Annotated in this window: 19 protein-coding genes; 12 read left to right on the forward strand and 7 right to left on the reverse strand. The window is 71.2% G+C overall.

Features of this window, described 5'->3' with window-relative positions:
* Positions 1 to 888 carry a DUF5926 family protein gene (locus tag O7614_RS01060; protein ID WP_278136637.1) on the forward strand — a complete coding sequence of 296 codons (888 nt, stop codon included), beginning with the start codon at positions 1 to 3 and terminating at the stop codon, positions 886 to 888.
* A gap of 18 nt (positions 889 to 906) precedes the next feature.
* On the opposite strand, the gene O7614_RS01065 is transcribed toward O7614_RS01060, so the two are convergent.
* A complete protein-coding gene (locus tag O7614_RS01065; protein WP_278136638.1) occupies positions 907 to 2133 on the reverse strand; it encodes an arginine deiminase in 1227 nt (408 codons plus the stop codon).
* Positions 2134 to 2297: 164 nt separating this feature from the next.
* On the opposite strand from O7614_RS01065, the gene O7614_RS01070 reads away from it, so the two are divergent.
* The 5 genes from O7614_RS01070 (at position 2298) to pheA (ending at position 5794) form a co-directional block, all read left to right on the forward strand.
* Positions 2298 to 3035 carry a hypothetical protein gene (locus O7614_RS01070; RefSeq protein ID WP_088987108.1) on the forward strand — a complete coding sequence of 246 codons (738 nt, stop codon included), beginning with the start codon at positions 2298 to 2300 and terminating at the stop codon, positions 3033 to 3035.
* A 169-nt stretch (positions 3036 to 3204) separates the two neighbouring features.
* Complete coding sequence (locus O7614_RS01075) at positions 3205 to 3663, forward strand: hypothetical protein (protein WP_278136639.1); 459 nt, start codon at positions 3205 to 3207, stop codon at positions 3661 to 3663.
* 75 nt (positions 3664 to 3738) lie between these two features.
* Complete coding sequence (locus tag O7614_RS01080; protein ID WP_278136640.1) at positions 3739 to 4128, forward strand: ACT domain-containing protein; 390 nt, start codon at positions 3739 to 3741, stop codon at positions 4126 to 4128.
* Positions 4129 to 4317: 189 nt separating this feature from the next.
* The gene (locus O7614_RS01085; RefSeq protein WP_278142104.1) at positions 4318 to 4827 is read left to right on the forward strand and encodes a hypothetical protein; all 510 of its coding nucleotides are present in this window, start codon (positions 4318 to 4320) and stop codon (positions 4825 to 4827) included.
* 10 nt (positions 4828 to 4837) lie between these two features.
* Positions 4838 to 5794, forward strand: a complete 957-nt coding sequence (pheA, locus tag O7614_RS01090; RefSeq protein WP_278136641.1) for a prephenate dehydratase — start codon at positions 4838 to 4840, stop codon at positions 5792 to 5794.
* A gap of 45 nt (positions 5795 to 5839) precedes the next feature.
* On the opposite strand, the gene O7614_RS01095 is transcribed toward pheA, so the two are convergent.
* The 3 genes from O7614_RS01095 to O7614_RS01105 all read right to left on the reverse strand — a co-directional run bounded on the left by O7614_RS01095 (position 5840) and on the right by O7614_RS01105 (position 7653).
* A complete protein-coding gene (locus tag O7614_RS01095) occupies positions 5840 to 6562 on the reverse strand; it encodes an AIM24 family protein (RefSeq protein ID WP_269681844.1) in 723 nt (240 codons plus the stop codon).
* Positions 6563 to 6727: 165 nt separating this feature from the next.
* On the reverse strand, positions 6728 to 7075 hold the full coding sequence (locus tag O7614_RS01100) for a metallopeptidase family protein (protein WP_278142105.1): 348 nt from the start codon (positions 7073 to 7075) through the stop codon (positions 6728 to 6730).
* Between the two features lie 146 nt (positions 7076 to 7221).
* On the reverse strand, positions 7222 to 7653 hold the full coding sequence (locus O7614_RS01105) for an OsmC family protein (RefSeq protein WP_278136642.1): 432 nt from the start codon (positions 7651 to 7653) through the stop codon (positions 7222 to 7224).
* A 131-nt stretch (positions 7654 to 7784) separates the two neighbouring features.
* Here O7614_RS01105 and O7614_RS01110 point away from each other — a divergent pair, with 131 nt between their 5' ends.
* The 3 genes from O7614_RS01110 to O7614_RS01120 all read left to right on the forward strand — a co-directional run bounded on the left by O7614_RS01110 (position 7785) and on the right by O7614_RS01120 (position 10358).
* Entirely contained in the window at positions 7785 to 8531 is a 747-nt protein-coding gene (locus tag O7614_RS01110; protein WP_278136643.1) for a hypothetical protein, read from the forward strand.
* Positions 8532 to 8724: 193 nt separating this feature from the next.
* The gene (locus tag O7614_RS01115) at positions 8725 to 9546 is read left to right on the forward strand and encodes an HAD family hydrolase (protein WP_278136644.1); all 822 of its coding nucleotides are present in this window, start codon (positions 8725 to 8727) and stop codon (positions 9544 to 9546) included.
* On the forward strand, positions 9546 to 10358 hold the full coding sequence (locus tag O7614_RS01120) for an HAD family hydrolase (protein ID WP_278136645.1): 813 nt from the start codon (positions 9546 to 9548) through the stop codon (positions 10356 to 10358). The genes O7614_RS01115 and O7614_RS01120 overlap by 1 nt, the downstream gene beginning before the upstream one ends.
* Positions 10359 to 10364: 6 nt before the next feature.
* Here O7614_RS01120 and O7614_RS01125 read toward each other — a convergent pair whose 3' ends face one another.
* Positions 10365 to 10967 (reverse strand): bacterial proteasome activator family protein, encoded by a 603-nt coding sequence (locus O7614_RS01125; RefSeq protein WP_278136646.1) that lies wholly within the window; start codon positions 10965 to 10967, stop codon positions 10365 to 10367.
* 84 nt (positions 10968 to 11051) lie between these two features.
* Here O7614_RS01125 and O7614_RS01130 point away from each other — a divergent pair, with 84 nt between their 5' ends.
* Together O7614_RS01130 and O7614_RS01135 are read left to right on the forward strand one after the other, a co-directional pair.
* On the forward strand, positions 11052 to 11849 hold the full coding sequence (locus O7614_RS01130; protein ID WP_278136647.1) for an alpha/beta hydrolase: 798 nt from the start codon (positions 11052 to 11054) through the stop codon (positions 11847 to 11849).
* 80 nt (positions 11850 to 11929) lie between these two features.
* On the forward strand, positions 11930 to 13117 hold the full coding sequence (locus O7614_RS01135) for an ABC transporter substrate-binding protein (protein WP_278136648.1): 1188 nt from the start codon (positions 11930 to 11932) through the stop codon (positions 13115 to 13117).
* 77 nt (positions 13118 to 13194) lie between these two features.
* On the opposite strand, the gene ddaH is transcribed toward O7614_RS01135, so the two are convergent.
* The gene (ddaH, locus tag O7614_RS01140) at positions 13195 to 14028 is read right to left on the reverse strand and encodes a dimethylargininase (RefSeq protein ID WP_347404327.1); all 834 of its coding nucleotides are present in this window, start codon (positions 14026 to 14028) and stop codon (positions 13195 to 13197) included.
* Positions 14029 to 14087: 59 nt separating this feature from the next.
* On the opposite strand from ddaH, the gene O7614_RS01145 reads away from it, so the two are divergent.
* On the forward strand, positions 14088 to 14543 hold the full coding sequence (locus O7614_RS01145; RefSeq protein ID WP_278136650.1) for an Lrp/AsnC family transcriptional regulator: 456 nt from the start codon (positions 14088 to 14090) through the stop codon (positions 14541 to 14543).
* 82 nt (positions 14544 to 14625) lie between these two features.
* Here O7614_RS01145 and O7614_RS01150 read toward each other — a convergent pair whose 3' ends face one another.
* Positions 14626 to 15723 (reverse strand): hypothetical protein, encoded by a 1098-nt coding sequence (locus O7614_RS01150; protein WP_278136651.1) that lies wholly within the window; start codon positions 15721 to 15723, stop codon positions 14626 to 14628.
* Between the last annotated feature and the right edge of the window lie 25 nt (positions 15724 to 15748).

A 15748-nucleotide genomic window follows, 5' to 3' on the forward strand; every position in this document is an offset into this window, starting at 1 on the left:
GTGAGCAAGCGTCGAAAGAGCCAGCGCACCACCGCCGACACCGCCCCCCGCCGGGACAAGGTGCGGGACATCTTCGTGCCGCGTCCGTTCGACGGGTTGGTCGACGAGCCCGAGTGGATCGCCCTGCGCGAGTTGGTGCCGGCGGCCTCCGCGCCGCTGCGACTGGCACCCGCCCTGGTCGAGGAGTTCGGCGACCGGTCCGCGACGCTCGCCACGGTGCTGCCGATGGCCGCGCCGGCGATCACCAAGCCGGACGGTCGGGTGCTCATCGGTCTCCAGCGCCACCAGCAGTCCGGTGACGTCTCCCGGGACCTGGCCGAGGCGCTGCTCTGCGCACTGCGGACCGAGCCGGGTGGCCAGGTGTCAGTGCCGCCGCTACCCGGCCCCGGGCCGCGCCTGCAGGACATCCTGGTGGACGGCCCACTGGACATCAGCATGCACGAGGGTTTCGAGTTCTGGCTCGACCCCGGAGCCGCCGACGACCCGACCGTCCAGGCGTCCCTGGAGCGGGCGAACGCCGCCATCTATCCGACGGTGCGGCTGAGCGCGGCGAAGGCCGCCTACTGGTGCCAGGTCCCGGAGAAGGCACACGTGCGCTGGGTGTTGCCGGACGACGAGGACGCCGCCCTGGACGCGCTGGCCCGGCTCGGCGCGGCCGGCTCGCTGACGCTCGGCGAGCAGACCAAGTTCGCCGGCATGTTCCGCGCGCACGGCCGGCTGGTCCCGGTCTGGGACCTGCCGGAGGAGACTCCGGCGACGGACTGGGAGGACCCGGTGGCGCAGTTCGCCAAGCGGTACGCCGAGGCGCTGGCCGCCGGCGACCCGCTGGACGCCGCCGGCCGACGCGCCCGCCAGGGTCTGCTCGGTCGCCAGCTCACCCTCCGCTGAGCCGCGGGAGGGCGCCGCTCACGGCGAACGCGCCCCTCCCCGCAACGGGTCGCGGGTGATCGGGCAGGACATGCAGCGTGGGCCGCCCCGGCCGGAGCCCAACTCGGAGCCGGCGATCGGGATCACCTCGATGCCGGCCCGCTCCAACTGGGCGTTGGTCTCGGTGTTGCGCTCGTAGCCGACGCAGAGCCGGGGCGCCAGGGCGAGCGTGTTGTTGCCGTCGTCCCACTGCTCGCGTTCCGCGGTGACCGGATCCAGCCCGGTGTCGATGACCCGGAGCACGTCGAGGTCCATCGCGTCGGCGGCGGCCCGCAGGAAGGGCGCCGGCCCGTCCACCCGCGGGTCCGCGCCGTCCGCCCCGGCGATCACGGTGTACGCGGACAGCGTGCTCGCGATGTTCGGATACATCAGTACGGCGTCCACGTCGACCATCGTGCAGACGGTGTCGAGGTGCATGGTGGCGCGTTTCTGCGCGATCGGCACCACCAGGATGGTGTGGGCCAGCCCGGCGGCGAAGACCTGTCGGCCGAGGCGTTCGGCACCGGCCGGTGTGGTTCGCTCGCCCACCCCCACCGCCAGCACCCCGGGTGCGAGCAGCAGCACGTCCCCGCCCTCCAGGTGTTCGAGGTTCGGGCGGTAGACGAACTCGGTGCCGGCGAAGCGTGGGTGGTGCCGGTAGATGGCGTCGGTCAGCGTGGTCTCGCGGCGGCGGGCGGGCATGGCCAGACTGGTGACGCCGACCCGGTCGCCGATCCAGAGCGACGAGTCGCGGGTGAACAACAGGTTGGGCAACGGGTCGATGACGAAGTCATGTCTGTTCATCAGGGTGTAGACAAGCCCGCCCGGCCGTTCCGAGCTGATCCGCAGCTCCTCGTGGGCCAGCCCGGCGGTGAGCACGTCGGCCAGAGCCGCCGGGTCCAGGTAGGAGAGGTGGTCGGCGACGCGGGCCCGCAGGGTGTCGCCGAGGCGTCGGGACCGCAGCACCTGTTCGGTGAGTTCGGTACGGGCGTCCGCCACGGCGAGCGTCTCGGCCAGCAGGGTGGCCAGGTAGAGCACCTCCACCCCGCGCTCGCGCAGGGCGGCGGCGAACGCGTCGTGCTCCTCCTGGGCGCGGCCGACCCAGGGGATCGCGTCGAACAGGAGCGAGTCGTTGTTGCGCGGGGTGAGCCGGGCCAGTTCGGGGCCGGGCCGGTGCAGCAGTACGGTGCCGAGCCGGCCGACTTCACTGTCGACGTAGTGGGTCACTCCCGCAGCGTAGGGCAGGGTTTGGCGGCATCCGACAAAAGAACTGTGGATGAATATGGCATTCATCCACAGTCATTCCGGCGCTCCGGCTTGCCGAACACCGGGAGTGACAACGTAGGGTAGTGAGGACATAACTTCGAGGGACCTTTTGCCGGAGGTCGACGATGACTGTCTTTCCCGCACGACGAGCCGTACCGTCCGCTCGGGCACTGCCGCCCGTCGCGGTGCCGCACCCCCGCGTCGAGTCACCGGGGGTTCTCGAACCAGTCCGTCCGACACCCCTCGAATGGGCCCGCCGTCGTCGGGCCGAGCGGGGCGCACGCCGCCTGGAGGCGGCCGGGGCACGGGCACTGGGCCAACTCGACCACCTCGGGCCCGCCTGGCACGTCATCGAGTGGCCGCGCACGGACGTGACAGACGTCCTCGACCGCGGTCAGGACGACCGCGCCGGGTTCCTCGCCATCGGGCCGAGCGGCCTGTTCGCCGTGACCATCGCCGACCACGGTCGGGCCAGGGTGCTCGTCGCCGGCGACGTCGTTCAGATCAACGGCAAGCGGCCCCCGTACGTGGCGGAGTCCCGCCGGGACGCCAAGCGGGCCAGCAAGGCCCTCTCCGACGCGGTGGGGCTACCCGTTCCGGTGACGCCGGTGCTGACCTTCGTCGGCTCCGGCGTGATCAGTGTCTACGGCCTTCCGAAGGACTGTCTGATGGCCACCCACCGGGAGTTGGACCGGCTTCTCGTCGCTGGTGGCAGCCGGATCAGTCCTGCCACGGCCGAGAAGCTCTCCCGGGTCGCACAGCACCCCAGCACCTGGTTGAACGGCACGTACCGTCCAACGGCCGACTACCGGTGGTACGACGAGGGCCGAACGGCCGCTGACAAGCCGGCCCACCGCCGGTAACGTCACCGGCGACGCCACGCGGCTCCGGTCCCCCCGTCCACCTCGCCGGTTCCCGCGCCGTCATCGGCCGCGTCGGCTCAGGCCGCGCAGCCCGGTGACCCGGTGCGCTCGGTGATTCCGTCGGCGACCCGCTAGCGTGGACAGTCGATCGGTGCACATAGGAGGCGCGGTGGCCCACGTCGAACTTTCGCTCTCGGAAGCGTTCGTGCCGGCGGCACTAGCCTCGACAGAGCCGGAGTCCGACAATGTCGGCCAATGGTCCTCGACAGTGTCGCGGGCCGATGAGCCATGTCTCCTGATCGACGCCGACACGAGGGTGGTGGCGATCTCCACGGCCGGCTGCGAGCTGCTCTGTCTGGGCGAGCCGGACGTTCTGATCGGGCGGCCGCTGCTCGACGGAGGGCTGCGCCTGCTCGACTTCACCGCCAACCGGGGCGTGCTGACCGAGGCCGAGATCGACAAGATCCCGCCGCTGCTGGCGCTCTCGTCCGGCCGGCTCGCTCGTGGGTTACTCCGAGTGCAGGCCACCTCGGGAAGCAGCTCTGACGCGACCGTCGACGCGATCTCCACCCCGGTGCTCACCGACGGGGCCGTCGCCGGCTCGCTCACCTTCTTCTCCGAGGTCTGACCTGCGGCGGAGTGTGTCGTTCGCCGCACGCGGCGTTCCTCGGGGGATCCCTCGCACAGGCCGTAAGGTGCCCTCATGCTCGATATCGCGCTGCTGCCCGGGGAATACGCTGTGTGCCGGCTGGCGGCCGGCACCACCCTGCCGGATGCGATCTCGAACGGCCTTCGCGACACCGAGGTCGTCACGGTGAGCTGGACCTCAGACGGGATCTCCGTGATCTGCCCAACCGATCGGGCCCCGGCGCAGACCGTGCTGGAGACCGCGTGGCGCTGTCTACGGGTCACCGCGCCGGTGGAGTTGGCCGGCACCGGCAGTCTGGCCGCGCTCGTCGACCCGCTGGCCGAGTCGCGGGTCAGCGTGGTCACCTTCTCCACCTTCGACACCGACTACCTGTTGGTGCCGGCCGTCCGGCTGACCGAGGGCACGGCCGCGCTACGGCGCGCCGGGCACCGCGTCACCGGCTGAGCTTCACCCCGAGGGCCGCTCACCCTACGATGGGCTCGGCCACCCCGGCCGCGAAGAATTCTCCGATGTCCCGAGGATCGGCCCGTGCCGTTCACCCAGCCCCGCCCCGCAACTCCCCCGTCGCGGGCGACGATTCACGTCCCGCCGGCGACCCGCGGCCGGACGACCGGCAATGCCCCCGTACGGACCCTGGCGGTCGCGCTCGCGGTGTTCGCCGTCGCGGCGCTGTCCGGCTGTGGCGCCCCTCCCGGGGTGCGGACGCCGACCGTCGTGCCCACCGGCAGCGCGGCTCCGCCGACACCCGGCCCGAGCCTCGCACCTACCACCCCGCCGGTGACCGCGCCGCCGTCCGTCGCGGTCACGCCCTCTGCCGACGCCGGGTCCGTCGCGACGGCCTGCCGGAACGGACCGACCGGGCAGCGGGTGGTGCAACTGCTCCGTGGCCGGGCGGGCGTGCTCCCGGCCAACGTCCGGGTCCAGGTCCGCACCGGCCCACTCTGCGCCGCCGACTGGCAGTTCACGGTGCTGGAGGTGACCGGGCACGAGGAACTCCAGGTGGTCACCCGAGGCCAGGCGAGCGCACCGACGCTGGTCACCGCCGGCACCGACGTCTGCACCATCGAGGTACGCGCCGCCGGGCCGGCCGGAATCCGCGCCCTGGCCTGTGAGGCCGGTCCGGCCACCCGGCCGGGTGCGTAGGCTGATCGGCATGCCGGGAACACCGCCGACACGCTTCGTCTACCTCGGGCCGGAGGGCACCTTCGCCGAGCAGGCCCTGCGCTCCATCCCCGCCGCCGAGCGCGGCACCCGCACGCCCGCCCGTAGCGTCGGGGAGGCACTGGACAGTGTCCGTGCCGGGGATGCCGACGCCGCGCTGGTGCCGTTGGAAAACTCGATCGGCGGCGCGGTCGGCGTCACGCTGGACGAGATGGCCGAGGGTGAGCCGCTGGTGATCACGCGGGAGGTGATCCTGCCGGTGGAGTTCGTGCTCGGTGCCCGACCCGGCACCTCACTGACCTCGATCCGCACCGTGGCGGCCCACCCGCAGGCTTCCACCCAGTGCCGGGGCTGGCTGCGTGACCATCTGCCGGACGCCGTAGTGGTCGACGTGCTCTCCAACGGCGCGGCGGCCGCCGGTGCCGGTGCCGGCGAGTACGACGCGGCGATCTGCGCACCGATCGGGGCGACTCGGCACCGGCTCGCGATACTCGCCGACAAGATCGCGGACCACCCGGACGCGGTGACCCGGTTCGCGCTGGTGTCCCGCCCGGGGCCGCCCCCGCCGCCGACCGGCGACGACCTCACCTCGCTCGCGGTCTACATCGCCCACGACCGGGTCGGCGCCCTGCTGTCCGTCCTCATGGAGCTGGCCGTGCGCGGGGTCAACCTGACCCGGATCGAGTCCCGCCCCACCGGTGAGGCCCTGGGCCGGTACGTCTTCTTCCTGGACTGCACCGGGCACGTGGCCGACGTACGCCTGGGCGAGGCGTTGCAGGGGCTGCGTCGGGTCTGCGCCGACGTCCGTTTCCTGGGCTCGTACCCCCGGCACCGGTGGACCGAGGCGGCGCGGGAACGGCCGGTGCCCGCGCCGGCGGGCCTCTCCGACGTCGACTACGCCGATGCGGCAGCCTGGCTGGCTCGACTGCGCACCGGCGAGTTGGCCTGACCGGGCCGGACGCCCCCGAGTTGCGGGAGCGCCCCGCCGCGCCGGTCAGCTCAGCAGACCGCCGAGCAGACCACCCTCCTGCTGCTGTTGACCGCTGCCCATCACCGGCGGCTCCTCGGACGGCTGCACCACCACGAAGCCCTGGCCGGCGAAGCTCATCGTGAACGACTCACCGGTGCGTCGTCCCAGCAGTGTGCCGAGGCCCAACTGCTCGGCCCGGTGGTAGCCGGTCTGGAGGTTGGCCGACCAGCAGACCGCGGCCTGCGGGTCGACGTACGTCGGGGCGTCCACGTTCAGCACGACCGGGGTGCCCTTGGTGGTGATGGCGATCCGTCCGTAGCCGCTGAACACGCAGTTGAACAGGCCGGACGAGGAGGCCATCCCGGCGCCGCCGACCATCCTGATGTCGTACTGGAGGGTCGAGTCGAAGGCGAGCACGCTGGAGCCGTTGATGGAGAGGGCGTCACCCGGCTCCAGGTCGATGATGTGCACGTCCTTGGCCAACTCGGCGAGGAAGACGTCACCCTGGCCGGACACCTTCATCAGCGGGACACCCTCGCCGGTGAGCTTCTGCTTGAGGAACTTGCCGAGCCCGCCCGAGCCCAGCGCCTGGAACTGCACATTCCCCTGGTAGGCGACCATCGAGCCGACCCGGGCCATCGCCTCGCCGTTGAGCTCGATCTTCAACATCTTGGAGTTCTGCAGCCGCATGCCGGGCTGTGCGGACTCCTTTTCCAGGTTCTCCGAGGAGAACAGCTCGCTGCGCATGAAAGGTGCCTCCTGACAGGATCTGCGGTCGCTGCACCGACGGTAGGCGACCAGGGCAACCACGACCAACGGTCGCGCGGGGGGCGGCGATCGGTCGCCCGGCGGCAGTGGGCGGCGCGGTCATCGGCCCGCACGGCTGTCGGCGGCACGGCGAGGGGGTGGAGCTCAGCCCCAGCCCAGCGCGTGCAGCCGCTCGTCGTCGATGCCGAAGTGGTGGGCGATCTCGTGCACCACCGTCACCGCCACCTCGTCGACGACGTCGTCGTCGTTGTCGCAGATCCGCAGGATCGGGTGTCGGTAGATGAAGATCCGGTCCGGCAGCACGCCGGAGTAGTCCCAGCCACGGCTGGTGAGGGCGTGGCCCTCGTAGAGGCCGAGCAGGTCGGCTTCGCCGGGTGGCGGGTCGTCCTCGACCAGGATCACCACGTTGTTCATCAGGCCGAGCAGCTCTTCGGGCACCTCGTCGAGGGCTTCGCCGACCAACTCCTCGAAGCGCTCGCGGGTCATCTCCACCGGCACCTCACCCATTCTGCCCGATGCGGGGTCTGCCGCGTCGGGTCAGCAGTGCGGTCGGCCGGCTCCGCAGGGCACGGAGAGAGTGCCCGCCCGAAGGTGGGCAGGGACTCTCTCCGTGGTCGAGCGTCTGTGTGTCGACCGGCTCAGGAAGCCAGGCGGGCGCTGAGGGTGATCTCGGCGCCGGGCGAGAGCAGGCGGGAGATCGGGCAGTTGGCCTTGGCAGTCTCGGCGAGCTTCTGGAACTCCGCGTCGTCGATGCCCGGGACCTGGCCGACGGTCTCCAGGTCGATGCGGGTCACGCTCATCCCAGCGTCGGTCTTGTCCAGGTGGACCTTTGCGGTGGTCTCGACCGAGGTGGGCGTCGAGCCGGCTTCGGCGAGGGCCTTCGAGAACGCCATCGAGAAGCAGCCCGCGTGCGCTGCGGCGATCAGCTCCTCCGGGTTGGTGCCCTCGCCCTCCTCGAAGCGCGACTTGAAGGAGTAGTTGCCCGACAGGCCACCCTTACCGGTGCGGACGGTGCCGGCACCCTCGGTGAGATTGCCCTGCCATTGTGCTGAAGCGGTACGGATAGGCATGGAGAGAACGCTAGCGGAAAGGTGACCGCCGAGCGACCGACCGGCACGGACGCACGCCCTGCGATCCCCGTCACGCGGCGCTGGCTGTGCCATGATTCGACCCAGGTCCGTGACCGGCGGAAGGATGGCCGATGCCCGAGGAGCTACCGATCCCACGGCAGGGCGACCGCTCCGACGGTCCGGCCGTCATCGAGTGGGGTGCCGACGACGACCCAACCCCGCGCCGCCGGTTCGGATGGTCCCCGACCGAGTTCCTGCGGGATCCTCGGCTGCCCCTGCTGCTCGCCGGTCTGGGCGCGGTGGCCGGGGTCGCCTCGATGGTCGGCGAGTGGCTGGTGATGACGCTCCCGACCGGCGGACCGGAGGGGGACGCCACGATCGAGGTGCCCGCCGGGGTGTCCGAGATCGGCGGCTTCGGTGTCGGCTACCTGGTCGGGCTCCTCGTCCTGGTCTGCACCGTGGCACTCGCGCTGCGGGGCACGGCAACCGTACGGCCGAACGCCCGGTTGGCCGGTCTGACCCTGAGCGGCGCCCTGCTGGCGTTGCTGGTCGCCGCGACGGCCACCCTCAACGATTCCGGTCAGCGAACCTTCTTCTACTCGACGCAGGACGGCTTCCGGGCCGAGTACGGTCGTGGTCTGGTAATGGCGTTCGCCGCCTGCGTGCTGCTCGGCGCGGCGCTGCGGCTGCTCCCGGCCACGCCGTCCGGCGAACCGGCCGGGTCTGCGCCGGACGACCAGCCCAGGGACGTGCCAGCGGCTCGCGCCTGGCGTCGCCGTCGGGACCGCGATGCGGTCCAGGAGGACGGTCTGCCCGCTCCGGCCGACCTGACGGTCGGCCCGGCGGCGCCGTTCGCCCGCCCCGACACCCCGTCCTGAGCTACACGGGTCCGGACGGCGGCACACAACGCTCGATGGACACCGGGGATGCGCCGTTCGTTGACGCCCGATTCGCCTGGAAGCCATGGATGCGACCCGTTCCGCGAGGTACGGTTGCTGCCCGCCGTCACGCCGGGCCTCGGCTTTCCCGACCGCACGGCAGGCTGCGACGGCGGCGGGCGAAGGAGGAACGATGACCCGCCCGGGACTGCCCAAGCTGATCGCGACCGACCTCGACGGGACACTGGTCCGCAGCGACGACACCGTCTCCGCGTACACCCACGGGGTGCTCGACCGGGTGCGGGCCGCCGGGATTCCGGTGGTCGGCGCGACCGGCCGGGGCCCTCGGCTGACCGAGTTGACCCGAAACGACATCCGCGCCGCCGACTTCCTGGTGATGGCTGGCGGCGGACGGGTGGTGGACCAGAGCGACCCGTCGGGTCCGTTGGTGCTCCGCGACGAGCGGCTGCCCGCCGAGGTGTTGGCCCGGCTGCTCGCCGACCTGGAGGCCGAGGTCGGCCCGCTGACGGTGATGGTCGAGGCATCCGACGAGCACGACGCGCCGCTCTGGGGTGACTACCACGAGAGCTGGCCGTACCAGGACCGGTTCGAGGCGCGGAGTCGCGCGGAGTGCCTCTCCTGCGACGTGATCAAGGCATTCGCCCGGACCGCCGACCACCACGTGGACGAGTTGCTGGCGGCGGCCCGCCGGATCATCCCGCCCCAGGTCGCCACGCTCACCCAGGCCGGGCTGGGCTTCATCGAGATCTGCCCACCGGGCGTGGACAAGGCGAGCGGGCTGACCGTGGTGGCGCAGACCCTCGGGGTCGACCCGGCCGACGTGCTGGTCTTCGGGGACATGCCGAACGACCTGCCCATGTTCGAGTGGGCCGGCTGGGCGCGGGTGGCGGTGGCCAACGCGCACCCCGACGTCCGTGCCGCCGCCGACGAGGTGACCTTGCGCAACGACGACGACGGAGTGGCGGTATACCTGGACCGGCTACTGTCCCGGTGATGGGAGAGACACCCCGCCTGATCGCCACCGACATCGACGGCACGCTGATCCGCGACGACCACACCGTCAGCCCGCGCACCGCCGACCTGCTCGCGCGGATCTCCGCGCGAGGCACGCCGGTCATCCTGGTCACCGGCCGCCCGGTCCGCTGGCTCAAGATGGTGTACGACCAACTCGCCGAGCCACTACCGGCGGTCTGCGCCAACGGAGCCGTGGTCTACGACCCGGTCAACGACGAGGTGCTGCGGGCCGACCCCCTCGCGCCGCAGCACCTCGCCGAGGTGGCCGAGCGGCTACGTGCCGAGGTGCCCGGCATCAGCTTCGCCGTGGAGATCCTCAACAGCCGGGAGATGCGACACGAGGCGCACTACCCGCTGCGCTGGGACGTCGACCCCGAGGGGATCCGACCGATCGAGACGCCGGAGGAGTTGCTCTCGCTGCCGGCCGTGAAGCTGCTCGCTCGGGCCGGTGAACAGGACCCGGATGCCTTCGCCGAACTGATCGCCACCGCCGTGGCGGGGCTGGCCGAGGCCACGCACTCGTCGTCCTCCGGCCTGGTGGAGATCTCTGCGGCCGGAGTGACCAAGGCGGCCGGCCTGGCCTGGTACTGCGACCGGATCGGGGTGAGCGCGGCCGACGTGGTGGCCTTCGGCGACATGCCCAACGACGTACCGATGCTGACCTGGGCCGGCCGAGGTGTGGCTGTGGCCAACGCGCACCGCGCCGTCCTGGCGGTCGCCGACGAGGTGACGTCGACGAACTCCGAGGACGGCGTGGCGGCGTACCTGGAAAAGATCTTCGGGGTGGGCTGAGCCGGGTTACAGGTACTGGCCGGTGTTGTGGCCCTCACCGCCGCCCGGCTGGCCGATGCCCGGCATCCCCGGCACCATGCCGCCGGGGCCGCTGGGCAGCGCCTGACGGCCGCCGCGCATCTGCTCCAACTGGACCCGGGCGGCCATCTGCTGGGCCACCAGAGCCGCCTGGATGCCGTGGAACAGGCCCTCCAGCCAACCGACGAGCTGGGCGTGCGCGATCCGCAACTCGCCCTCGCTGGGGGCCTTGTCCTCGGCGAAGGGCAGCGAGATGCGCTCCAGCTCGTCGCGAAGCTCGGGGGCGAGGCCCTCCTTGAGCTCGACGATCGACCGCTCGTGGATCTCCCGCATCCGGCTGCGGCTGGCGTCGTCGAGAGGTGCGGCCTTCACCTCCTCGAGCAACTGCTTGATCATGCTGCCGATCCGCATCACCTTGGCCGGCTGTTCGACCAGGCGGGTCGGGTCCTCGCCCTGTCCCTCGTCGGTCTGCATCGTGCCGATCGGCCGGCCGTCCGGGCCGACCACCACAACGGTGCCGGAGTGGCCGGAGTCGTCGGGGCCGGGCTCGTCGTCTTGTCCAGCGGAGCGCGCGTCGGTCATGGGGTCCATCTTTACCCAGCGATTGCGAACCATGCCGCCCGGGACCTACTCCCGGGGCGGAACCACCCGGGTGGGGCGCGCTACCGTCGCGCCATGCCTGTCGACCCGCGTGCCGTGCTGACCCGGCCCGCGCCGAAACCGGACCGGACCGTCGCGTACGGCGACCACCCGGATCAGGTGGCCGACCTGCGCGCACCGGCGGGGACCGCCCCGGCGCGGCCGCTGGTCGTCGTGGTGCACGGCGGTTTCTGGCGGGCCGAGTACGACCGACGGCACACCGGCCCGCTGGCGACGGCACTCGCTGCCTGCGGTTATCCGGTGGCGCAGTTGGAGTACCGGCGGACCGGGCAGCCGGGGGGCGGCTGGCCCGGCACGTTGACCGACGTGCTGACCGGGGTGGCCGAGTTGCCCGCGCTGGCCGCCGAGGCGCTGCCCGGCCGGGTGACCCGGGCCGCGCCGGTCCTGCTCGGGCACTCCGCCGGCGGCCACCTGGCGATGTACGTGGCGGCCACCACCCCGGCGACGGTGGCGGGGGTGCTCGCCCTGGCCCCGGTGGCCGACCTGGGCGAGGCGTACCGGCGGGACCTGGACGCAGGCGCGGTGGCCGCGTTGCTCGGTGGTGGCCCGGCCGAAGTTCCGGACCGGTACGCGGCAGCCGATCCACGGATGTTGGTACCCATTCAGACACGCACAGTAGTGATGCACGGTTCGGAGGATCAACAGGTTCCGGTGGAGATGAGCCGGGATTTCGTCACACGAGCCCGCGCCGCGGGATCCGATATCTCCCTTGTTGAACTACCCGGATGCGAGCATTTCGGGCTGATCGATCCGGCGTCGCCCGCGTGGCCTCAGGTCCTCGTTATGTTGCGGTCCCTGCACGATGATCACTAGCCATTGACGCAGCGTCGCGGACCAGGTAGAACGCCGGAGGGGCGGTGTTCGGCCCTGCAATGTTTCCTGGAAGGAACTCGGTGTCGCAGATGAATCGCAGGCGAGCGCTCCAACTGTTGGCCGCGCTCGGTACCACCGGGTTCGTCGCCGGATGTGGCTCCGACACCGACGCTGAGCCGACCGCTAACCGCAGCCCGGTCAAGATCGGTCTGATCACGCCGCAGGGCGGCGGGTTCAAGAGCATCGGCGACGACATCACCAACGGCTTCCAGCTCTTCCTGGATCTGCACGACCAGCGGTTGGGTGGCCACCCGGTCGAGCTGCTGACCGCCGACGAGGGTGACACCGCGAAAACGGGCAAGGAGGCCGTCGACGGCCTGCTCAAGCAGGGCGTGCTGGCGCTCACCGGCGTGGTCAACTCGGCGGTGATGGTCGGCATCCGGGACACCGTCGAGGAGGCGCGCGTCCCTCTGATCGGCTCGAACGCCTCACCGAGCAGCCTGCAGAGCGTCTTCTACATCTGGCGGACGTCGTACGTGCTGGACGAGGCCGGCCGCGCGCTGGGCCGCTACCTGCGCGACCAGTTGCCGGCGAACGGCCGCATCGCGATCATCATGCCGGAGAACGTCGGCAGCCCGGACGTGGTGCGCGGCTTCAAGCAGGAGTTCGGCGCGACCGACCCGCGGATCAGCGATCCGGTGACCTACACGAACGCCACCTCCAACCCGGGCAAGACCACGTACGCCTCGGACATCAGCAAGGCGCTCGCGAAGAAGCCCACGGCCGTCTTCTGTTTCTTCGCCGGGGCGGCCGCCGTGGAGTTCATCAAGCAGCTGCGGGAGAAGTTCGCCGGGCCCATCTACGCACCCGGCTTCCTCACCGAGGGCAACGTGCTGGAGAACCTGAAGGAGAACGCGCTGGGCATCCAGACCGCGCTGAACTACTCGGCCGACCTGAACAACACCTCCAACCGGGTCTTCGCCTCGGCCTACCGCAAGAAGCACCAGGTCACGCCCACCACGTACGCGATGGCGTCGTACGACGCGGCGCAGGTGCTCGACCAGGCCATCCAGCTAGCAGGCGGTAATCCCACGCCGCAGCAGGTCAACCTGGCCCTCGGCAAGATCGGCCAAATTGACAGCCCGCGCGGCATCTGGCAGTTCAACCAGCCGCGTACCCCGCAGCAGAAGTGGTATCTGCGGGAGGTGCAGCGCGACGGTCAGGTCATGTCGAACGTGCTGATCAACGAGCTGGCCACGCTGGGCTGAGCAACCCCCACAACGACGTCAGGGGCCGGTCTCCCGCTCGGGAGGCCGGCCCCTGGCGTACGCGGTGGACGTGCGGCTCAGTGCCGCAGTTCGGCGATGCAGCACTTCACGCTGCCGCCGCCCTTCTTCAGCTCGGCCAGCTCGACCGGGACCGGGGTGTAGCCGGCGGCCTTGAGCTTGCCGGCGAGGCGGGTGGCCTCGCTGTTGAGCACCACGTTGGCGCCGTCGCTGACCAGGTTGAGCCCGAAGGCCATCGCGTCCTCGTCGTCGGCGATCACCGCGTCCGGGAAGAGCTGGGTGAGCACCCGCTGGCTGGCCGCGGAGAACGCACCCGGGAAGTAGACGACGTTCGAGTCGTCGATGGCCGCGAGCGCCACGTCGAGGTGGTAGAAGCGCGGGTCGATCAGACGCAGCGACACCACCGGCCGACCCAACGCCTCCTGCGCCTCGGCGTGCGCCGGGATCTCGGTGCGGAAGCCGTGCCCGGCCAGGATGAGCCCGCCGTGCGCCTCCGGCACGTACGCGAAGTCGCCCTCGCCCTCGTTGGTCTCGCTCGGCGCGACGAACCGCCAGCCCTGCGACTCGTAGAAGGTGTGGTGCGCGGCGGCCTCGGCGGCCCGCTGCTCGTGCTTGAACCGTGCGCCGTACACGCTGCCGTCCACGGTGAACGCGCCGTTGGCGGCGTAGACCATGTCGGGCAGGCCGTGCTCGGGCGTGAGCAGATGCACCTCGTGGCCGAGGCCGAGCAGCGTCTCGCGCAGCCGGTCCCACTGTTTGACGGCCAGGTCCCGGTCGACCGGGGTGGTCACGTCCATCCACGGGTTGATCGCGTACTCGACCGCGAAATGCTCCGGCGAGCACATGAGATATGTCCGCTTTCGCGGGAATCGCTGCTGGTTCACGGTCACCAAGAGTAGGTACCGTAGAACTTTGGTAACAGCCACAACCATTGCTTTTCAGAGGCGGAACGTTGCAGATAGACGCGGTCGACCAGCGGATCATTGCATTACTCGTCGCGGACGCCCGTGCGTCGTACGCCGACATCGGCACCCGGGTCTCACTCTCCGCTCCAGCCGTCAAGCGTCGCGTCGACCGGCTGCGGGCCACCGGCGTGATCAGGGGATTCACGGCCGTGGTGGATCCGGCCGCCGTCGGATGGACCACGGAGGCATTCGTCGAGCTGTTCTGCGCCGGCCGGACGACCCCCGCGCAGATCGGAGTGGCCGCTCGCCGGCACCCGGAGGTGGTCGGCGCCTACACGGTCTCCGGCGAGGCGGACGCACTCGTCCACCTGCGTGCCGCCGACATCGCCCACCTGGAGGCGGCGCTGGAACGGCTGCGGGCCGAGTCCTTCGTGACGTCCACCCGCAGCACCATCGTGCTCTCCAGGCTGGTCGAGTCACCGGGCGTGGGCCCCTCCGCCTGACCCGGCTCAGCGGGCTCAGCCGGCTTCCGGATCTGCTTCCTCCCGGGTCGAAGCGGCGTCGGCCCAGAGGCACATGCCGGCGTTAGAGATACATCCCGGTGCGGTGCTCCGAGTCGTCGCGCCGGACCGGCTTGTCACCCTCGCCGAAGAACCGCTTGCCGCCGAACTCGCCGTGCAGACGATCGTCCAACTCGTCGGCGAGACCGGTCATCACCTGCACCGCGAGCATCAGGTGGGTGGCCTGGAAATTGCGGCCGAAGACCGGGATGGACGCCCAGACCGTGTCGTCGGCGCAGTAGAGACGGCCGATCGGCATCCGGTTGGTCAACTCGGAGAGCTTCACGTAGAGCCGCTCGGTCGGCTCGACCTCGGTGAGGATCGGGGAGAAGACGTCCACCAGGGGCGGGTTGTCCCGTACCCGCACGAAGACCATCGCCGAACCGGCCCGGATGTTGATGTCGCCGTCCGAGTCGACCTGCAACCGGTCGGTGTCCGACTTCAACAGCGTGGAGACCACGGTACGGACCCGATCCGCCAGGTCGAGCACGTCGTCCCGCTCGGCCTGCGCGGCTGCGGCCTCGGCCAGCGCCTCCTCCAGGTCGGCCTCGACATCGGCATCCGGGCCGAACTCGCTGCGCGCGGTGCCCAAGGGGTCCACCGCCAACGGCTCCCCCTCGGCGTCGTGCACCAGGTAGACGAGGAAGGCCGGGTGCGGGGCACCGTAGACGTCCCGCAGCGTGCGGGAGAGCAGCGCGGCGACCCGGGTCGACTCGGCCGTCGTGGCGTCCAGCCCGAAGGCGCCGCCGGAGCCGGCGACCACCCCGGGCGGCGACCAGCCGAGCGCGATCATGTCCGCCACCGCGCCCCGGTCCAGCCGGTAGCCCGCCGGCAGGGTGGCGTTCCCGACCGCGCGCGCCGACAGTGCGCCCTCACCGTCCACGTCGACGCTGATCGAGTAGACGGCGTCTCCGGTGCCGGAGGCGGTGGGGTCCAGCGTCACGTCGAGGTGCGCGCCCACCGGAAGGTCCCGCAGTCGTACGGCGAGCGCTCGGGCGAACTCCCGCCACGCCTCGGTCACCTTCGCCCGCAGGTCGGTGGTGCTGGGCTCGTCGAGCAGGATCGACTCCGCCGCTCCAGCGGGCAGCTCACCGTCCGAGGCCGAGGGGTGGTCAGCCGTCATGATCGCCTCCGTCCGTCACGATCAC

The sequence above is a fragment of the Micromonospora sp. WMMD961 genome, from assembly GCF_029626145.1.
In the GTDB taxonomy this organism is placed as follows: domain Bacteria; phylum Actinomycetota; class Actinomycetes; order Mycobacteriales; family Micromonosporaceae; genus Micromonospora.